This window comes from Marinomonas vaga (assembly GCF_055388305.1).
This window is the reverse complement of record NZ_AP043903.1, coordinates 1,362,501-1,379,996: the sequence shown is the minus strand read 5'-3', so window position 1 is coordinate 1,379,996 and position 17,496 is coordinate 1,362,501. Positions and strand designations below refer to the sequence as shown.

Below are 17,496 nucleotides of genomic sequence, written 5' to 3'. Positions count from 1 at the left end.
CGGGGAAGCTTAGCTTCCCCAGCAGGTCAAATGTGATTCGTGCCTATTCGTTTTCTAGCTCGATATCGATACCAAGAGAACGGATTTCTTTCACCAATACGTTAAAGGACTCAGGCATGCCTGGTTCCATACGGTGATCGCCGTCTACGATGTTTTTGTACATCTTAGTACGACCGTTCACGTCGTCCGATTTCACGGTTAGCATTTCTTGTAGCGTGTAGGCAGCACCGTATGCTTCAAGTGCCCAGACCTCCATCTCACCGAAACGCTGACCACCGAACTGAGCTTTACCACCCAGCGGCTGCTGAGTAACCAAGCTGTAAGAGCCAGTAGAACGAGCGTGCATCTTATCATCTACCAAGTGGTTCAACTTGAGCATGTACATGTAACCTACGGTTACAGGACGCTCAAACGCTTCACCGGTACGGCCGTTGAACAGCTTGATCTGACCGCTTTCATTGATGCCAGCTAGACGCAACATACGCTTGATTTCAGCTTCTTTCGCACCATCGAAGGCACCAGATGCCATTGGCACACCTTTCTTAAGGTTAGCTGCCAACACTAGAATCTCTTCATCAGAGAAACTGTCTAGGTCTTCTGTGCGAGCTGGGCGTAGATCACCTTCATGACCGTTATAGATTTCGCCTAGGAATTCACGAAGCTCTTTAACTGTCTCGGCTTTTTCGCGCTCAACTTGGATCATTTCGTTGATCTTACGACCCAAACCTTTCGCTGCTGCACCCAAGTGAGTTTCAAGTACCTGACCAACGTTCATACGAGACGGTACACCCAATGGGTTCAGTACGATATCAACCGGATCACCGTTTTCATCGTACGGCATGTCTTCAACAGGCATGATCTTAGAGATTACACCCTTGTTACCGTGACGACCGGCCATCTTGTCACCAGGCTGGATACGACGCTTGATAGCCACGTAAACCTTAACGATCTTCAACACACCAGGTGCCAAATCATCGCCTGTTTGTAGCTTACGTTTCTTATCTTCAAATTTCGCATCAAGGTCTTTACGACGCTCAATCAAAGCAGCTTGCGCTTTTTCAAGCTGTTCGCTGGCTTCTTCGTTCGCTACGCGAATCTTGAACCACTCAGGGTGATCTAGGTTTGCTAGATACTCTTCTGTGATGACTGCGTTGCGAGCAAGGCCAGGACCACCTTCTGCTTGTTGACCTACTAGCGCTTCCGCTAGACGCTCAAACGTCGCTTTCTCAACGATACGGAACTCTTCATTGAGATCTTTACGTACTTGATCAAGCTGCGCTTTTTCAATCGATTTCGCACGCTCATCTTTTTCGATGCCGTCACGAGTAAAGACTTGAACGTCGATAACAGTACCGCGAGTACCTGTCTTAACGCGCTGAGAAGTATCTTTAACATCAGATGCTTTCTCACCGAAGATCGCACGCAATAGCTTCTCTTCTGGTGTTAGTTGCGTTTCGCCTTTAGGCGTCACTTTACCAACTAGGATGTCACCAGGTTCCACTTCTGCACCGATGTAAACCACACCAGAGCTGTCTAGTTTAGACAGAGCACCTTCACCCACGTTAGGGATATCGGCTGTGATTTCTTCAGGCCCAAGCTTAGTATCACGAGCCACACACGTCAGCTCTTGGATATGAATCGAAGTAAAACGATCTTCTTCTACAACGCGCTCAGATACTAGGATCGAGTCCTCGAAGTTGAAACCATTCCAAGGCATGAATGCGATACGCATGTTTTGACCAAGAGCCAAATCACCCATATCCACAGAAGGGCCGTCAGCCATGATATCACCGCGAGATACCTTGTCGCCTTTTAGGACAAGCGTACGCTGGTTGATACATGTGTTCTGGTTAGAACGAACGTATTTAGTCAGGTTGTAGATATCCACACCCGCTTCGCCCGCTTCTGTTTCTTCTGAGTTCACACGTACTACGATACGGCTAGCATCCACAGACTCGATCTCACCACCACGACGGGCAACGATACAAACACCAGAGTCTTTGGCTACGTTTTTCTCCATACCGGTACCAACCACAGGCTTTTCAGCAATCAGTGTTGGTACTGCTTGACGTTGCATGTTCGATCCCATCAATGCGCGGTTCGCGTCATCGTGCTCAAGGAACGGGATCAAAGAAGCCGCAACAGAAACAACCTGACGTGGTGACACGTCCATTAGGTTCACTTTTTCTTTTGGAATAAGTGTAGTTTCGTGCATGTGACGAACCTGAACTAGCTCATCAACTAGGCGACCTTCTTCGTCTACATTTGCAGACGCTTGTGCAATAACATATTTCGCTTCATCGATTGCAGAAACATAAACTGTTTCGTCTGTCATCTTACCATCGACTACTTTACGGTAAGGCGTTTCCAAGAAGCCGTAGCTGTTGGTGCGCGCGTAAGTAGACAAAGAGTTGATCAAACCGATGTTTGGACCTTCCGGCGTTTCGATTGGACATACACGACCATAGTGGGTTGCGTGAACGTCTCGAACCTCAAAGCCAGCGCGTTCACGAGTTAGACCACCGGGGCCTAATGCAGAAACACGACGCTTGTGAGTAACTTCTGAAAGCGGGTTGTTTTGGTCCATGAACTGAGACAATTGGCTAGAACCAAAGAATTCTTTGATTGCAGCAGCAACTGGCTTAGCGTTCAACAAGTCTTGTGGCATAAGGCCATCCGCTTCTGCCATAGACAGACGCTCTTTTACAGCACGCTCAACACGTACCAAGCCAACGCGGAATTGGTTCTCAGCCATCTCACCCACAGAGCGGATACGGCGGTTACCCAAGTGGTCGATATCATCAACCATGCCGTTACCGTTACGGATGTCTAGCAATGTTTTCAGAACAGCGATGATGTCATCGTTGTCTAGGATGCCAGCACCTTCATCTTCATCACGACCAAGACGGCGGTTAAACTTCATTCGGCCTACGCCAGAAAGGTCGTAACGGTCTTCAGAGAAGAACAAACCTTGGAACAAAGCTTCAGCCGACTCTTTGGTAGGCGGCTCGCCAGGACGCATCATGCGGTAGATTTCTACCAACGCTTCCAACTGATTGTTAGTCGGATCGATACGTAGCGTATCAGAGATGAATGGACCGTTATCTAGGTCATTCGTGTACAGCACGTCGATTTCATTGATGCCTGCAGCAATAAGTGCTTCCAGCAGATCAACCGACATTTCTGTGTTCGCTTCAGCGATAAGTTCGCCCGTGCTTGGATGCACTAGGTTCTTAGCCGTCACTTTACCCAACAGGTACTCTAGCGGTACAGAGAGACGCTCTAGACCAGCTTTTTCCATCTGACGGATGTGTTTAGCAGTGATACGGCGACCTTCTTCAACGATTTGATTGCCATCTTGGTCAGCAATATCAAACAGTGCTGTCTCACCACGTAGGCGGTTAGCAATAAGCTCCATTTCTACGCCGTCACGGCTTAAGTAGAAACGAGTCGTGTTGAAGAATGTACCTAGGATTTCTTCTGTATCGAAACCAAGCGCACGTAACAGGATTGTTACAGGCAACTTACGACGGCGGTCGATACGAACAAAGACGCAGTCTTTTGGATCAAACTCGAAGTCCAACCAGGAACCACGGTATGGGATCACGCGAGCAGAATGCAGCAGTTTGCCAGAAGAGTGAGTCTTACCACGATCGTGGTCAAAGAACACACCTGGTGAACGGTGCAACTGAGATACGATAACACGCTCAGTTCCGTTAATTACAAACGTACCGTTTTCTGTCATGAGCGGAATTTCGCCCATGTAAACTTCTTGCTCACGAATGTCTTTGATCGCCTTATTCGCAGACTCTTTATCGTAAATGATAAGACGAACGCGAACACGCAAAGGAGCGGCATACGTAACACCACGTAGCTGACACTCTTTCACATCAAATACAGGCTTGCCTAAGCGGTAATCGACGTATTCTAGCGCCGCATTGCCGGAAAAGCTGACCATTGGAAAGACAGATTTAAAGGCCCCATGCAGACCCAGTTCCCCACGCTCCGCAGGATTTTTACCTTCCTGCAGGAAGTTACGGTAGGATTCAAGCTGAATTGCCAGCAAGTATGGCACATCCAAAACGGGCGGCAGTTTACCGAAATCCTTACGGATACGTTTTTTCTCAGTGTATGAGTAAGCCATCAGCATTCCCCAGCTTGTGCACATTGACGCAAAAGGCCTCTTATCAGGCCTTACCGAAATGAGAGATATTCTCTCATTGAAAATCTTAATATTTTGTCTGGGTTTTAGAAACCCAAAAAGGCCGGTGGCAAAAACCACCAGCCATTTCGACTAAATGTCGAATTTTTGCGAAGCAAGTATCATTACTTGATTTCGACAGAAGCACCTGCTTCTTCAAGCTCTTTCTTAAGAGCTTCCGCTTCTTCTTTAGAAGCGCCTTCTTTAACAGTCGCTGGAGCGCCGTCAACCATGCCTTTAGCTTCTTTCAGGCCAAGACCAGTTGCTGCACGTACAGCTTTGATAACGTTAACTTTCTTATCGCCTGCAGCAGTAAGAACAACGTCAAATTCAGTTTGCTCAGCAGCAGCTGCGCCAGCATCGCCAGCAGCTGGGCCAGCAGCAACAGCTGCAGCAGCTGTTACGCCGAATTTTTCTTCCATTGCTTCGATCAGTTCAACAACGTCCATTACGGACATTTCTGCTACTGCATTGATGATATCTTCTTTAGTTAGAGCCATGACTCAGATTTCCTAACATTTTGTAGTTGCCATGATTGGCAACAAAAACCAATTGAATTCAAGTAAGTGCGCTTTAAAATTACGCTGCTTCTTGTTCTTTCTGATCGCGAATCGCCGCAAGAGTACGTGCAAGTTTGCTTGTCGCACCTTGAATAACGCTCATTAGTTTCGCGATTGCTTCGTCGTATGTTGGCAAAGATGCCAAACGATCGATGTCGCCAGCTGGGATCAACTCACCGTTGAACGCCAATGCTTTCACTTCAAATTTGTCGTTCTCTTTCGCGAAAGTTTTCAACAAACGAGCTGCCGCACCTGGGTGCTCGTTAGAGAATGCGATAAGAGTTGGACCAACGAAGCTTTCTTGTAAGCATTCGAAGTCAGTGCCTTCAACTGCGCGGCGAGCTAGAGTATTACGTACTACACGTACGTATACGCCAGCTTCGCGTGCTTGCTTGCGAAGAGCAGTCATGTCAGTCACGGTTACACCGCGAGAGTCAGCTACTACAGCAGACAAGGCGCCTTTAGCAACTTCGCTAACTTCGGCGACAATGGCTTTTTTGTCTTCTAGACCTAATGCCACTGGTTTTCTCCTGGATTAGCAGGGCTATGCCCTAATTTTACCAACTCCCCGAAAAAATTTCGGAGTACTCACTGGTGAGTAAGATCCAGTTTATGTTCTGAATCGGGCCACACCATCTGCGCAGGACAAACGTTTCTCAACGTTCTGATTAAATCACTAGATTCCTGCGGTCTTTGACGGCCTATACATAATGTACAGGCCCCAAAGCTCTGACTTAGAAGCTCAAAGCACCTAAATCAATTTGTAGACCAGGTCCCATTGTAGAGGACAAAGTCACTTTCTTCATGTAGATACCTTTAGAAGACGCAGGCTTAGCACGACGTAGGTCAGCTAGAAGCGCTTCCAAGTTACCTTTGATAGCATCCGCAGCGAAGTCGATAGAACCAACGCCAGCGTGGATGATACCATTTTTGTCTGTACGGTAACGAGCTTGACCTGCTTTAGCGTTCTTAACCGCTGTAGCAACATCAGGCGTTACAGTACCAACTTTAGGGTTAGGCATAAGACCACGAGGACCAAGCACCTGACCTAGTTGACCAACGATACGCATCGCATCAGGAGAAGCGATTACTACGTCGAAGTCTAGGTTACCAGCTTTAACTTGCTCAGCAAGGTCTTCAAAACCTACAACGTCTGCACCAGCTTCTTTAGCTGCTTCAGCGTTTGCACCTTGTGCGAATACAGCAACGCGAACGTCTTTACCTGTACCGTTAGGAAGAACTGTAGAACCACGAACAACCTGATCAGATTTACGTGGATCAACGCCTAGGTTAACAGATACGTCTACAGACTCTTTGAACTTAACAGTAGAAAGCTCAGATAGAAGAGCAATAGCTTCTTCTACAGAGTAAAGTTTCGTTGCGTCTACTTTTTCAGCGATCAAGCGAGCGCGTTTAGTTAGCTTAGCCATTAGTTCACACCCTCAACATCTAGACCCATTGCACGTGCACTACCTGCGATAGTACGTACGGCAGCATCCATATCCGCTGCAGTCAAATCAGCCTGCTTAGCATTAACGATCTCTTCAAGTTGAGCACGAGTAACTGTACCCACTTTTTGAGTGTTTGGACGTGGAGAACCACTCTTGATGCCAGCAGCTTTCTTAAGAAGCACTGCAGCAGGAGTAGATTTCGTTTCGAATGTGAAGCTACGGTCACTGTAAACAGTGATGATAACTGGTGTTGGAAGACCAGGTTCTACGCCTTGAGTTTTGGCGTTGAACGCTTTACAGAATTCCATGATGTTCACACCGTGTTGACCAAGTGCTGGACCAACTGGTGGACTTGGGTTCGCTTGACCCGCTTTAACTTGTAGCTTGATGTAAGCTTGGACTTTTTTAGCCATTATTTACTCCAGATGGGTCACCGCCCGAAGGCTACCCGTTTAATACAATCAGGTCTTTTCAACCTGACTAAATTCCAAATCAACCGGTGTAGAGCGCCCAAAGATAAGCACTGCCACCTTGATTCGGCTTTTATCGTAGTCAACCTCTTCAACCACACCGTTAAAGTCAGCAAATGGACCTTCGTTCACACGAACCACTTCACCCACTTCAAACAATGTCTTAGGACGAGGTTTATCCACACCTTCATTAACACGCTGCAGAATCGCATCTGCTTCGCGGTCAGTGATAGGTGAAGGCTTGTCCGCCGTACCGCCAATAAAGCCTAGTACGCGCGTTGTACCTTTAACCAAGTGCCAAGAGTCATCGTTCATATCCATTTGGACTAACACATATCCTGGATAGAACTTACGCTCACTCTTGCGTTTTTTGCCGTCACGAATCTCAACCACTTCCTCAGTCGGAACTAGGATATCGCCGAACAAATCTTCCATGCCCATAATGCCAACACGCTCTTTGAGCGAGCGCATTACGTGCTTTTCATAACCTGAGTACGCTTGTACCACATACCATCGTTTCGCCACGAGCAACTCCTAACCTATTACTGCAGAAACGATCCAGCCAAGGAGCGAATCAACTCCCCACAGTACGAGAGACATAAAAATAACAACAGCCAACACGATCAAAGTCGTCTGAACTGTTTCCTGTCTCGTTGGCCATACAACACGACGTATTTCAGTCTTAGCTTCTCTTGCTAATTTTGCAAAAGAACGCCCTTTCGCTGTATTAAGCGCAACAAAACCTGCAATACCCGCCAAAACCACAACAGCAATCAAGCGATACAGCAATGACTCAGCAGAATAAAAGTTGTTCCCAACAACCGCTACAGCAACAAGAAGGACAACAACAGCCCACTTAAAAACGTCTCCGCGAGACTCTTGAGTTTCAGCATTCGAACTCATACTTCAGGTGATCCCTAGCTAAGAAATTGGATACGAAAGATGGCAGGCCAAGAGGGACTCGAACCCCCAACAGCCGGTTTTGGAAACCGGTGCTCTACCAATTGAACTATTGGCCTACATTCGTATGGGCGGAGGATGATACCGACTTGCTTAAATTTTAGCAAGAGGTATTTGCCCAAAAATCAGACAATAAAAAAGGCGGATGATCCACCTATTTTCGCATTTAGAAATGCTGGAGCTCATGAGCAGACTTGAACTGCCGACCTCACCCTTACCAAGGGTGTGCTCTACCAACTGAGCTACATGAGCTTAAATATAGTTGGAGCGGGTAGCGGGAATCGAACCCGCCTCTTCAGCTTGGAAGGCTGAGGTAATAGCCACTATACCATACCCGCTTAATGGTGGAGGGAGGTGGATTCGAACCACCGAAACTTTCGTGGCAGATTTACAATCTGCTCCCTTTGGCCACTCGGGAACCCCTCCACAAGCTAAGCATTGCTCGCAACACCCCAAAAGGTGGAAGCCATTATATGAATCGATTTTTCAATTGCAAGCGCTAGCAAGGATTTTTTTCTACTTTTATTAATAGCTTGGAAAAATCCAATTGTTCCATCACAGCTTGCCATTGAGACTCACGTATTGGCTCACTCAACATCAGCTCATATAAGTTCACAGTGCGCTCATGGGTATAAATCTGCACATCCATCCGACTACGCTCTGCAATAGTCGCCTGAGCCTGTTGTGCACGGGGCTCGGAGGAGTAGAGACCAAGGGAGATACGATTCTTCATTTCGCCACGAGCAATCACATAACTATCAATTTTTAGTGTCTTTAGTCGTAAAACAATGTCATCTGCTGCCTTACTGGTGGCTGGCGCGGGAATATACAGCCAATACTTTTCTCTACGCCCGGTCGTTTCATTCTGGGTAAATGCTAAACCTGCCTGTTCTAACGTTGCCATCACTTGTCGTCGATCTGCGTCACGCTCTAACGCAACAATGGGGCACAGTAAAGCATCCTCTGACTGCGACTCAGTTGATGCCACAACTTGAGAAGTACCACTTTGCGCTTGCAACTCGGCATTCGCAATCGCCGCCGCTAACTGCTCTTGCACCTGATCACTCGCCGCAGGCACATTGTTTTGAGGCACTGAATCCACTGGCCTGCGTTCATCTACTAAGTAGACTCTTTCACTCACTGGTGGAGCATAAACCGATTCCCTTGGAGGCTGTTGCTCGGATGCAGCAAAACCCTGCCACCCCATCACCGCAGCGTTCGCCAGGACCAAGAGTAAAAACAACCACTTCATGACATCACCTTTCCATCATTTGTTGTTCAAGTACCAATTTTGCACCTTTGGCGACCAGATGCTCATCGACAATATGAGCCACCCCAAGCTGCTCCATAAGCCTAGCCCCCATTCCACCAGTGACCACCCAAGTAACTTCTGGGTGCTGAAGGCATAATCTCTGCACTAGACCTAATGCCATCTCTAAACATCCCTGATTAACGGCCGTTGCTGTGTTAGTTGGAAAGCCTGAATCGGTACTGAGTTCATGGTTTGAAAAGCGTATTTTTGCTGTTCTAGCAACCAAGCTATCCACCATGAGCTCTACTCCTGGTGCGATATAACCTCCCAGATGCTGACCTTGAGCATTTACAAAATCCGCTTTAATCGCCGTCCCAGCATCCATCACAGCCAGTTCACCACCATAGATATTATGGGCCGCAACAACCCCTAACCAACGATCTACACCTAGTCTTCTTGGCTCTTCATAAGCATTCCTAACACCACATACGACCGCACTGCTCTGGATGTCTTCTACCACTATGTTGGGGAATGCATCGGCCAGCTCACTTTTTAGCCTTTGATCGTGATCACTGTCACGCACACTGGCTAAAGCAATCACACTTGGCAGACAGACCTGGGGCTTGTCATAGATTGAACCAATCCATTTCGCCTCAACTTGCCCTGCCAAAAACCAGGTCCATTTAACCGATGTATTGCCTGCATCTGCAATCAAAATACTATTGCTTGCGGACACTGATCTCGCCCCCATGCAACAGCTCAATACCTTGTTCAGTTTCTAGTCTCAAGGCACCATTTTCATCGATCCCTCGAGCGACTCCTTCTTTCTGCTGGTTACCACTGAATATGGTGACTGGCTGATTAAACAAAATATCAAAGGCCTGCCACTGGGGATAAAAATGAGCCATACCGTTTCCTGCGGCAAAGACCTCACAGAGTTCTTCTAAGCCTTGTACCAGCTCAGCAACTAATTCGTTACGGTCAGGAATGGCAGGTAAGCGAGAGGCAAGATCCGTCCAAGGTTGATCAACCTTATCCTGCTGTTCTTGGGTGGACTCAACATTTAACCCGATCCCAATGATCACATGACAAACATCTTGATCAGCGACCATTTCCAGCAAAATCCCACACACTTTTTGGCCGTCTATATGAATATCATTAGGCCACTTTAAGCCTGGGTTTGGGATACCTAACTTACGTAGCGTTTGAGCCACAACCACCCCTACGGCAAGGCTCAAGCCTTCTACCACATTAGGGCCTTGGTCAAAACGCCACCCAAGGGACATGGTAATATTTTTCGCTACGCCACTTTCCCACACTCGACCTCGGCGACCCTTACCTTTCGTCTGATGCTCGGTAATGGCTAATGCTGGAAGGGGTTTGTTTTCAACGATTTTTTGTTTTACCACATCATTGGTCGAGGGCGTATCAAACGGAATATCGATGCTAATATGATCTGATACCCCTGCAGCACGTAACTTGGCTTCCTCTAACAACACTAGCGGGGTAGGGATACGATACCCTCTCCCCTTTACGGAATGAACACGTATGCCTGCTGTTTCCAACTTTTTCAAACGTTTCCAAACCGCAGCACGAGTCACTCCCAGCGCCTCACCCAACTCTTCTCCCGAGTGAAACTTACTATCACTCAGCAATGCCAACACGTCTCGCATGGCCTCTCCAACTCATTCTCATCTGTTCTATTAAGGGGCTTTTACACTGTGCATAAAAGTTGCTGCCTGATCCATTAAGTCATCAAAAAATGGATTCCAGGACAATCTCGCCGCATGAGCGCTTTTAGCTGACAATTCATCACTGCGTTCACCGTACCAATTATCTTTGGATTGACGACATTGATCGTAGGCAGCTTGATTTTCTTGATACCAACCGCACACCCGATAACTCCCCTGCTTTCCATAATAAGGGTTATTGGGAGAGCCATGAATGGACATGTGCGATAGGCCAAATATCCTATCGTCAGGTAGGTCTGTATTAACGACTTTTAGGGATTCGTCCTCGGAGTCAGGACGGGTCGTGGAATACAACACCATTTGACTGCCTAAAGTTGCTTTCATAGCCTGATCAAAGACAGCCATAGTAACCTCTGAATCCACTGTGGCATCTTCTTCTGATAACGCTAGCAATACCGGAATGGTACGCTGCTCTTTTAGCACCGTTTGCTTAACTTCTTTGGCAAGCTGATAAGCCTCTGCGATGGCTGGCACAGGAATGGAAGCATATTTGCCGTAGTCATCACTAGGATAGTGATCCAACCAATCTACAAACGGCGCAAGCCAAGGGGACAGCCAATCAATGCCGCTATTAATTTTAAATAAGGGAGAGAAAAGCAATACACCGGACACTTGATCTGGGTGCTCCCAAGCATATTCAGTCACAAGAGCTCCACCAGTAGAGAAACCACCTAAGTACAACGAGTCCACTTCTTTCGAAAACGACACCACAGCTTGGTTCACAGCATCCCGCCAGTCGTCTCGTGTCACCTCTAGCAAAGCTTCCGCTTTGGTACCATGGCCAGGCAACAGCATCACTCGAGTCGTCACACATCTTTGTGCCAGCGCAGCAGCAGGGTCTCTCAAGGCAAAAGGTGAATCCGACAGCCCATGAAACATCAATAAACCGATACGCTCTTGCTCGGGGCAACTATCAGGTGGTTTACGCTCAAAAGGTAACACCGCCGCAATCTCCAGCTCTTTATCAGCCTCTCGTACCCACGATTTATTATGCTCAAAATACTGATGTAAGCGCTTCTGATAGACCTCAAACTCTTCGCCTTCACGCTGCACAGCCTCATTGGCAAAAGCGAGTGATCCCAAACAACATAATAAAAACGTAGCGATCCTGCATGTCATCATAAGAATGGTCCTATTGAGCCGAATGGCGAAATGCTTATCATAACGGATCTACACCAAATCACTAGCAAAGGTCGAGAGATTGATTCACAACATCCAAGCGATTCAAGTGGAAGCCCTTTGGTTCCCACTGGTGAAGAAGTTTTATCAAGCCTATTACCCGAGCGGAAAACCCAACAAGGCAGACCCCATTTGGGTACTTAAGGATGGAGCAGCCATTATTGCGAGCGTACGCTTGAAACCTTTAACAAGCTGCCAACTACTCACCGCATTGGTCACTCATCCTGACTTCCGCCAGCAGGGCTACGCCAGCCATCTGATGTCAGACCTTCGCCCTCAACTTAACCAACCTACCTATTGCTTCAACACGCCAGATCTACAGCACTTCTATGAGCGACATGGATTTACCCCCATTGAAGCCGAAGAGCTACCTTGCGAACTTGCCAGCCGACTCAAACGCTACCGAGTCAAACAGCCATCACTTATTGCCATGGCCTACTTACCATAAGCCTTTCTTAAAACTGACTTAAACCACTTTAATACTCTTAATTCATCTGCCCAATATTGACCCAGATGGCCGTGCTTCCTACCTTAATGGAAAAAGATAATTGAGGTCACCATGACACTAACACTTCCCCAAAACTCCCGTTTAATGTCGAAAGATTTTACCTTTGGTGTCGCAACGGCTTCCTTTCAAATAGAAGGGGCCAACACCGAAGACGGACGCCTACCCAGTATTTGGGATACCTTTTGCGCAACCCCTGGCAAAGTCTTCAATGGCGATGACGGCTCCCAAGCATGTGATCACTACCATCTATGGCGCAAAGATATCGATCTTATTAAGTCTCTAAATGTTGATGCTTATCGACTTTCTATTGCATGGCCCCGAGTCATGTTCGAGGATGGCACACCCAACCCTAAAGGCATCGAGTTTTATAAATCTCTAGTACAGACGCTACAAAACGAAGGCCTTAAGGTTTTTGTCACCCTCTATCATTGGGACTTGCCACAACATCTGGAAGATAAAGGCGGCTGGTTAAACCGTGAAACGGCCTATCGTTTCACTCAATACGCAGACCTCATGACTCGAGAGCTCAGCCCTTGGGTAGATTACTGGGCAACCTTTAACGAACCCTTCTGCGCGGCATTATTAGGCTATGAATACGGCATTCATGCCCCCGGATTAGCGAAACCAGAGTATGGACGCCAAGCAGCCCATCATATTTTATTAGCCCATGGCTTAAGCATGCCTGTTATTAGAAAGAACTGCCCTAAAGCGCAAGCGGGCATAGTGCTGAATATGAATCGCTCATACGCGGCTTCAGACAAAACAGAAGATCAATTTGCAGCCTTGGTGCGGGAAACGTTAGATAATCAATTCTTCATTGAGCCTCTGCTAAAGGGCCAATATCCGAGATTGCTAAAAGATATCCTACCCCACTACTTACCAAGCGTATTGCCGGGAGACATGGCGCTCATACAAGCACCTTTGGACTTCTTAGGGCTTAACTTCTACACCTGCAATCATAACGCCTATGACCCTGACACCTTGTTTAAAGATGTTAAACGTGGGGGCGATGTCGAGTACACGGACATTGGCTGGGAGGTGGCCCCACAAGCGTTCACAGAGCTACTTGTAAACCTGAATAAGCAATATGACTTACCACCCATGTATATCACGGAGAATGGCGCAGCCTGCGCCGACCAAGTAGAGAATGGCGAAGTAGAGGATAAACAACGTGTAAGGTATCTCAACAGCCACTTAAACGCTGTTCACAAGGCCATAGAAGCGGGTGTGGATATTCGTGGCTACTTTGCTTGGAGCTTGATGGATAACTTTGAATGGGCTGAAGGCTACAGCAAACGATTCGGGCTGATCTACGTGGACTATGAAACCCAAGAGCGCACCATTAAACAAAGCGGCCACGCTTACCGAAGCTTCCTAAAAGAACGCTCCTAATTCATAGCATGCGCTTAAACGAAAAAGCCGCAGAATACTCTGCGGCTTTATTTCTTATCGCCTACAACCCAACTACTTTAAGTGACCTGGATTATGAAGTTCGCGATCTTCTTTCGCTGGTGGAAACCATTGGTACACCCAAGTTTCGGACAAGACTTGTCCATTCGCCTCTAAGTGCATCTTAATATTAATCGGCTCAACAGAATCATCTAGCGGCACCAGATCAAACATTGCACGGTAGCCACCAATGTGATGCTGCGGGCGTGCTGAAGTAATTTCTACGCGACCACGGGATGCCTCAATCACAGGCTTCACTTCCGTATCTTGGCCTAACGCTTCAAATGCTCCACCCTGGAAGTCCACTGCAAAACGCTTACTGTAATATTGGCGCTTCTTACCGATTACACCACCAATACCTGTATAGGTACTCTGCACTTCCGCTTTACCAGAACGTTGTGGAGCTTGGCTCCCCCAATACATGTTGTAACTGTAGAGCAGCTCGTCTCCGGCCTTCACCTCGCGGTCAGGATTCCAGAATGCAACAATGTTATCGAACGTTTCATCCAGTGTCGGAATCTCTACCAATTGCACAGAGCCTTTACCCCAATCACCTGTTGGCTCAATCCACAGACTTGGACGCTTCTCATAAAACACCCCATCATCAAGGTAATGATCAAAGTTGCGATCACGCTGCATTAAGCCAAATCCCTTAGGATTCACATCTTGATATGCGTTGAAGCTTAAATTTTTTGGATTGGTTAATGGACGCCAGATCCAATCACCGTTACCCGTTAACATTTCTAAACCATCAGAGTCATGAATCTCAGGACGCCAGTCGTAGTTCGTACGACGGTCATTTTCACCAATCATGTACATACTCGTTAATGGCGCAATACCCAAGCGTTCAATGCTTTTGCGAGGATACAGGGCAGTGTCTACATGCATGGTCAGTGGTTCACCTACCTTCATATCAAAACGGTATGCCCCGGTAATACTCTCCGAATCCAACAACGCATAGACAGTCATATGCTCAGAACCTGGCTTAGGCTTCTCGAACCAGAAATGGGTAAACACAGGAAACTCTTCCGGCTTATTCATCGCCGTATCAATCGCCAGACCTCGAGCAGATAAGCCATATTGCATTTCTGCTCCAACGGCGCGGAAATAGCTTGCCCCTAGAAAAGCAATAACATCACGCTCCCAGTCCGTTGCAAACTGCATTCTAAAACCAGCAAAGCCAAGGTCTTTCGGTAAACTTTCACCATCGATATCGGTTTTACCGTAGTCAAACATATCGGCATCGTACTCTACTGGCTGCGACACACCATTTTCGACTACATTAATCTGAATTGGACTGATAAAGCCTTGCCCTAAATGAAAGAAGCCTGCACGAAAGGCAGTGTCATCTTCCGCCCATAGACTTTCATCTTTTTTGAAATGCAATTGCTGGTATTCATCCCAATCCATATCAGACAGCTCTTTTGGCACCTCGCCCTCATGACTAGCATAGGGCTGAGTAGCCAGATTTCTGGCATGGCCTTTTAACCAAGCATAATCGAATTTCTCGCCTGGCTCAGGGTTCACTTGAGGTGTTGCAGCACAAGCCACAACACTTACCATCACACTCGCTGAAAGCAGTAATTTCGATACCATTTTAGAGCTTTTCATAAATGATCCTTTAAACAGTGCCAATGCACTCCCGTTGTGCTGAGAAAAGTTGAAACGATTCATATCTCTTAATATTTGTGACTAAATTAATCACCAATGCTACTGACACCTGCCTAAGACTTATACCTGCGAATCAGTAAACATCTTCAAATAAGGCTGCACAATAAGGATGAAATAGCTCACATTAATGACTTTTCCACATGCCTAGCAAAAACACCCCTAGATTTAAAACTGTGCATAATAAAGCCGCTTATTCACAAAGTGACACACATAAATGGATTCGAGCCATTTGGAAGGGTAAAGGGATAATTAAGAGAATAGAGCCCATACCCCTCTCCCTTTTTAAGGGCAAAGCTGAGATAGGGTTCGGACTCGTAGGGGTCGGATCCCTATCCTGTTAGTTGTTGCTAGAAACTATTCTACGTAAAGGCATCTGACCCCTTTATAGAAGCGTACTCACGCACTGAGGTCTCATGTCCCTTCCCCTTTTCAAGGGGAAGGCTAGGATGGGTTAGATCTGCCACGTCGGACTCGTAGGGATCGGATCCCTATCCTGTCAGTGGTTACTTGAAACTGATGTACGTAAAGGGATCTGACCCCTTTATAGAAGCGTACTCACGCACTGAGGTCTCATGTCCCTTCCCCTTTTTAAGGGGAAGGCTAGGATGGGGTTAATCGCATTTTAAACAAGCACAAAAAAGCCCTGACCATTGCTGATCAGGGCTTCGTATTTGAAGCTTGACGACGACCTACTCTCACATGGGATCTCCCACACTACCATCGGCGATGGCGCTTTTCACTTCTGAGTTCGGGATGGGATCAGGTGGTTCAACGCCTCTATGATCGTCAAGCAAACTGGTATGCGTTCGTTTTGAGTTGATGTTCAAAACACGCAAGTTCGTTAACTTGAGTCTTCAACAATTAGACTTTTTTGAAACAGTCGATAACCAAGCCATCAAACCGGCTTATCGTAAATTCTTTGTAGTTCGCTCTGTTTTCTTCAGAGCTAGCAAAACCACTTTGGTGTTATATGGTCAAGCCTCACGAGCAATTAGTATTGGTTAGCTCAACGCCTCACAACGCTTACACACCCAACCTATCAACGTCCTAGTCTCGAACGGCTCTTTAGGGTACTTAAAGTACCAGTGAGATCTTATCTTGAGGGAGGCTTCCCGCTTAGATGCTTTCAGCGGTTATCCCGTCCGAACGTAGCTACCCGGCAATGCCACTGGCGTGACAACCGGAACACCAGAGGTTCGTCCACTCCGGTCCTCTCGTACTAGGAGCAGCTCCTCTCAAATCTCAAACGTCCACGGCAGATAGGGACCGAACTGTCTCACGACGTTCTAAACCCAGCTCGCGTACCACTTTAAATGGCGAACAGCCATACCCTTGGGACCGGCTTCAGCCCCAGGATGTGATGAGCCGACATCGAGGTGCCAAACACCGCCGTCGATGTGAACTCTTGGGCGGTATCAGCCTGTTATCCCCGGAGTACCTTTTATCCGTTGAGCGATGGCCCTTCCATACAGAACCACCGGATCACTAAGACCTACTTTCGTACCTGCTCGACGTGTCTGTCTCGCAGTTAAGCGCGCTTTTGCCTTTACACTCTATGCATGATTTCCGACCATGCTGAGCGCACCTTCGTGCTCCTCCGTTACTCTTTGGGAGGAGACCGCCCCAGTCAAACTACCCACCACACAGTGTCCTCGATCCGGATAACGGATCTGAGTTAGAACCTCAAACATACCAGGGTGGTATTTCAAGATTGGCTCCATGCAAACTGGCGTCTGCACTTCAAAGCCTCCCACCTATCCTACACAAGTAGGTTCAAAGTTCACTGTGAAGCTATAGTAAAGGTTCACGGGGTCTTTCCGTCTAGCCGCGGATACACAGCATCTTCACTGCGATTTCAATTTCACTGAGTCTCGGGTGGAGACAGTGTGGCCATCGTTACGCCATTCGTGCAGGTCGGAACTTACCCGACAAGGAATTTCGCTACCTTAGGACCGTTATAGTTACGGCCGCCGTTTACTTGGGCTTCGATCAAGAGCTTCGCTTACGCTAACCCCATCAATTAACCTTCAAGCACCGGGCAGGC

The 17,496-nt window shown here is 47.4% G+C and carries 14 protein-coding genes, 4 tRNA genes and 2 rRNA genes (1 of these 20 cut by a window edge); 2 read left to right on the top strand and 18 right to left on the bottom strand.

Annotated features, from left to right (window positions below; all coding sequences use genetic code 11):
• Positions 1–43: 43 nt before the first annotated feature.
• From rpoB to ACZ5DR_RS06320, 15 genes are all read right to left on the bottom strand, one after another.
• Positions 44–4,144, bottom strand: a complete 4,101-nt coding sequence (rpoB, locus tag ACZ5DR_RS06390) for a DNA-directed RNA polymerase subunit beta (protein ID WP_377365819.1) — start codon at positions 4,142–4,144, stop codon at positions 44–46.
• Positions 4,145–4,326: 182 nt separating this feature from the next.
• Complete coding sequence (gene rplL, locus ACZ5DR_RS06385) at positions 4,327–4,701, bottom strand: 50S ribosomal protein L7/L12 (RefSeq protein ID WP_377365820.1); 375 nt, start codon at positions 4,699–4,701, stop codon at positions 4,327–4,329.
• Between the two features lie 79 nt (positions 4,702–4,780).
• Positions 4,781–5,281: a 50S ribosomal protein L10 gene (gene rplJ, locus ACZ5DR_RS06380; RefSeq protein WP_377365821.1), complete on the bottom strand. Its 501-nt coding sequence runs from the start codon at positions 5,279–5,281 to the stop codon at positions 4,781–4,783.
• A gap of 214 nt (positions 5,282–5,495) precedes the next feature.
• Positions 5,496–6,191 carry a 50S ribosomal protein L1 gene (rplA, locus tag ACZ5DR_RS06375; RefSeq protein WP_377365822.1) on the bottom strand — a complete coding sequence of 232 codons (696 nt, stop codon included), beginning with the start codon at positions 6,189–6,191 and terminating at the stop codon, positions 5,496–5,498.
• The gene (gene rplK, locus ACZ5DR_RS06370; RefSeq protein ID WP_377365823.1) at positions 6,191–6,625 is read right to left on the bottom strand and encodes a 50S ribosomal protein L11; all 435 of its coding nucleotides are present in this window, start codon (positions 6,623–6,625) and stop codon (positions 6,191–6,193) included. The genes rplA and rplK overlap by 1 nt, the downstream gene beginning before the upstream one ends.
• Positions 6,626–6,673: 48 nt before the next feature.
• On the bottom strand, positions 6,674–7,207 hold the full coding sequence (gene nusG, locus ACZ5DR_RS06365) for a transcription termination/antitermination protein NusG (RefSeq protein WP_377365824.1): 534 nt from the start codon (positions 7,205–7,207) through the stop codon (positions 6,674–6,676).
• A gap of 9 nt (positions 7,208–7,216) precedes the next feature.
• On the bottom strand, positions 7,217–7,585 hold the full coding sequence (gene secE / locus ACZ5DR_RS06360) for a preprotein translocase subunit SecE (RefSeq protein WP_377365825.1): 369 nt from the start codon (positions 7,583–7,585) through the stop codon (positions 7,217–7,219).
• A 40-nt stretch (positions 7,586–7,625) separates the two neighbouring features.
• Positions 7,626–7,701 (bottom strand) — tRNA-Trp (locus ACZ5DR_RS06355).
• Positions 7,702–7,818: 117 nt separating this feature from the next.
• A tRNA-Thr gene (locus ACZ5DR_RS06350) sits at positions 7,819–7,894 on the bottom strand.
• A gap of 11 nt (positions 7,895–7,905) precedes the next feature.
• Positions 7,906–7,980 (bottom strand) — tRNA-Gly (locus ACZ5DR_RS06345).
• Between the two features lie 4 nt (positions 7,981–7,984).
• Positions 7,985–8,068, bottom strand: a tRNA-Tyr gene (locus ACZ5DR_RS06340).
• Positions 8,069–8,141: 73 nt separating this feature from the next.
• Positions 8,142–8,894 carry an SPOR domain-containing protein gene (locus tag ACZ5DR_RS06335; RefSeq protein WP_377365826.1) on the bottom strand — a complete coding sequence of 251 codons (753 nt, stop codon included), beginning with the start codon at positions 8,892–8,894 and terminating at the stop codon, positions 8,142–8,144.
• Between the two features lie 4 nt (positions 8,895–8,898).
• Positions 8,899–9,630 (bottom strand): type III pantothenate kinase, encoded by a 732-nt coding sequence (locus tag ACZ5DR_RS06330; RefSeq protein WP_377365827.1) that lies wholly within the window; start codon positions 9,628–9,630, stop codon positions 8,899–8,901.
• Complete coding sequence (locus tag ACZ5DR_RS06325; protein ID WP_377365828.1) at positions 9,614–10,567, bottom strand: biotin--[acetyl-CoA-carboxylase] ligase; 954 nt, start codon at positions 10,565–10,567, stop codon at positions 9,614–9,616. The genes ACZ5DR_RS06330 and ACZ5DR_RS06325 overlap by 17 nt, the downstream gene beginning before the upstream one ends.
• Before the next feature lie 30 nt (positions 10,568–10,597).
• Positions 10,598–11,767, bottom strand: coding sequence for an alpha/beta hydrolase (locus tag ACZ5DR_RS06320; protein ID WP_377365829.1), 1,170 nt, complete (start codon positions 11,765–11,767; stop codon positions 10,598–10,600).
• 79 nt (positions 11,768–11,846) lie between these two features.
• Between ACZ5DR_RS06320 and ACZ5DR_RS06315 the strand changes: the two genes are divergently transcribed.
• Positions 11,847–12,272, top strand: a complete 426-nt coding sequence (locus ACZ5DR_RS06315; protein ID WP_377365830.1) for a GNAT family N-acetyltransferase — start codon at positions 11,847–11,849, stop codon at positions 12,270–12,272.
• A 111-nt stretch (positions 12,273–12,383) separates the two neighbouring features.
• Positions 12,384–13,724 carry a GH1 family beta-glucosidase gene (locus tag ACZ5DR_RS06310; RefSeq protein WP_377365831.1) on the top strand — a complete coding sequence of 447 codons (1,341 nt, stop codon included), beginning with the start codon at positions 12,384–12,386 and terminating at the stop codon, positions 13,722–13,724.
• Positions 13,725–13,796: 72 nt separating this feature from the next.
• On the opposite strand, the gene ACZ5DR_RS06305 is transcribed toward ACZ5DR_RS06310, so the two are convergent.
• The 3 genes from ACZ5DR_RS06305 to ACZ5DR_RS06295 form a co-directional block, all read right to left on the bottom strand.
• Entirely contained in the window at positions 13,797–15,392 is a 1,596-nt protein-coding gene (locus ACZ5DR_RS06305; RefSeq protein WP_377365832.1) for an OpgD/OpgG family glucan biosynthesis protein, read from the bottom strand.
• A 736-nt stretch (positions 15,393–16,128) separates the two neighbouring features.
• Positions 16,129–16,243 (bottom strand): 5S ribosomal RNA (gene rrf, locus ACZ5DR_RS06300).
• A gap of 179 nt (positions 16,244–16,422) precedes the next feature.
• A 23S ribosomal RNA gene (locus tag ACZ5DR_RS06295) occupies positions 16,423–17,496 on the bottom strand (it continues 1,813 nt past the right edge of the window).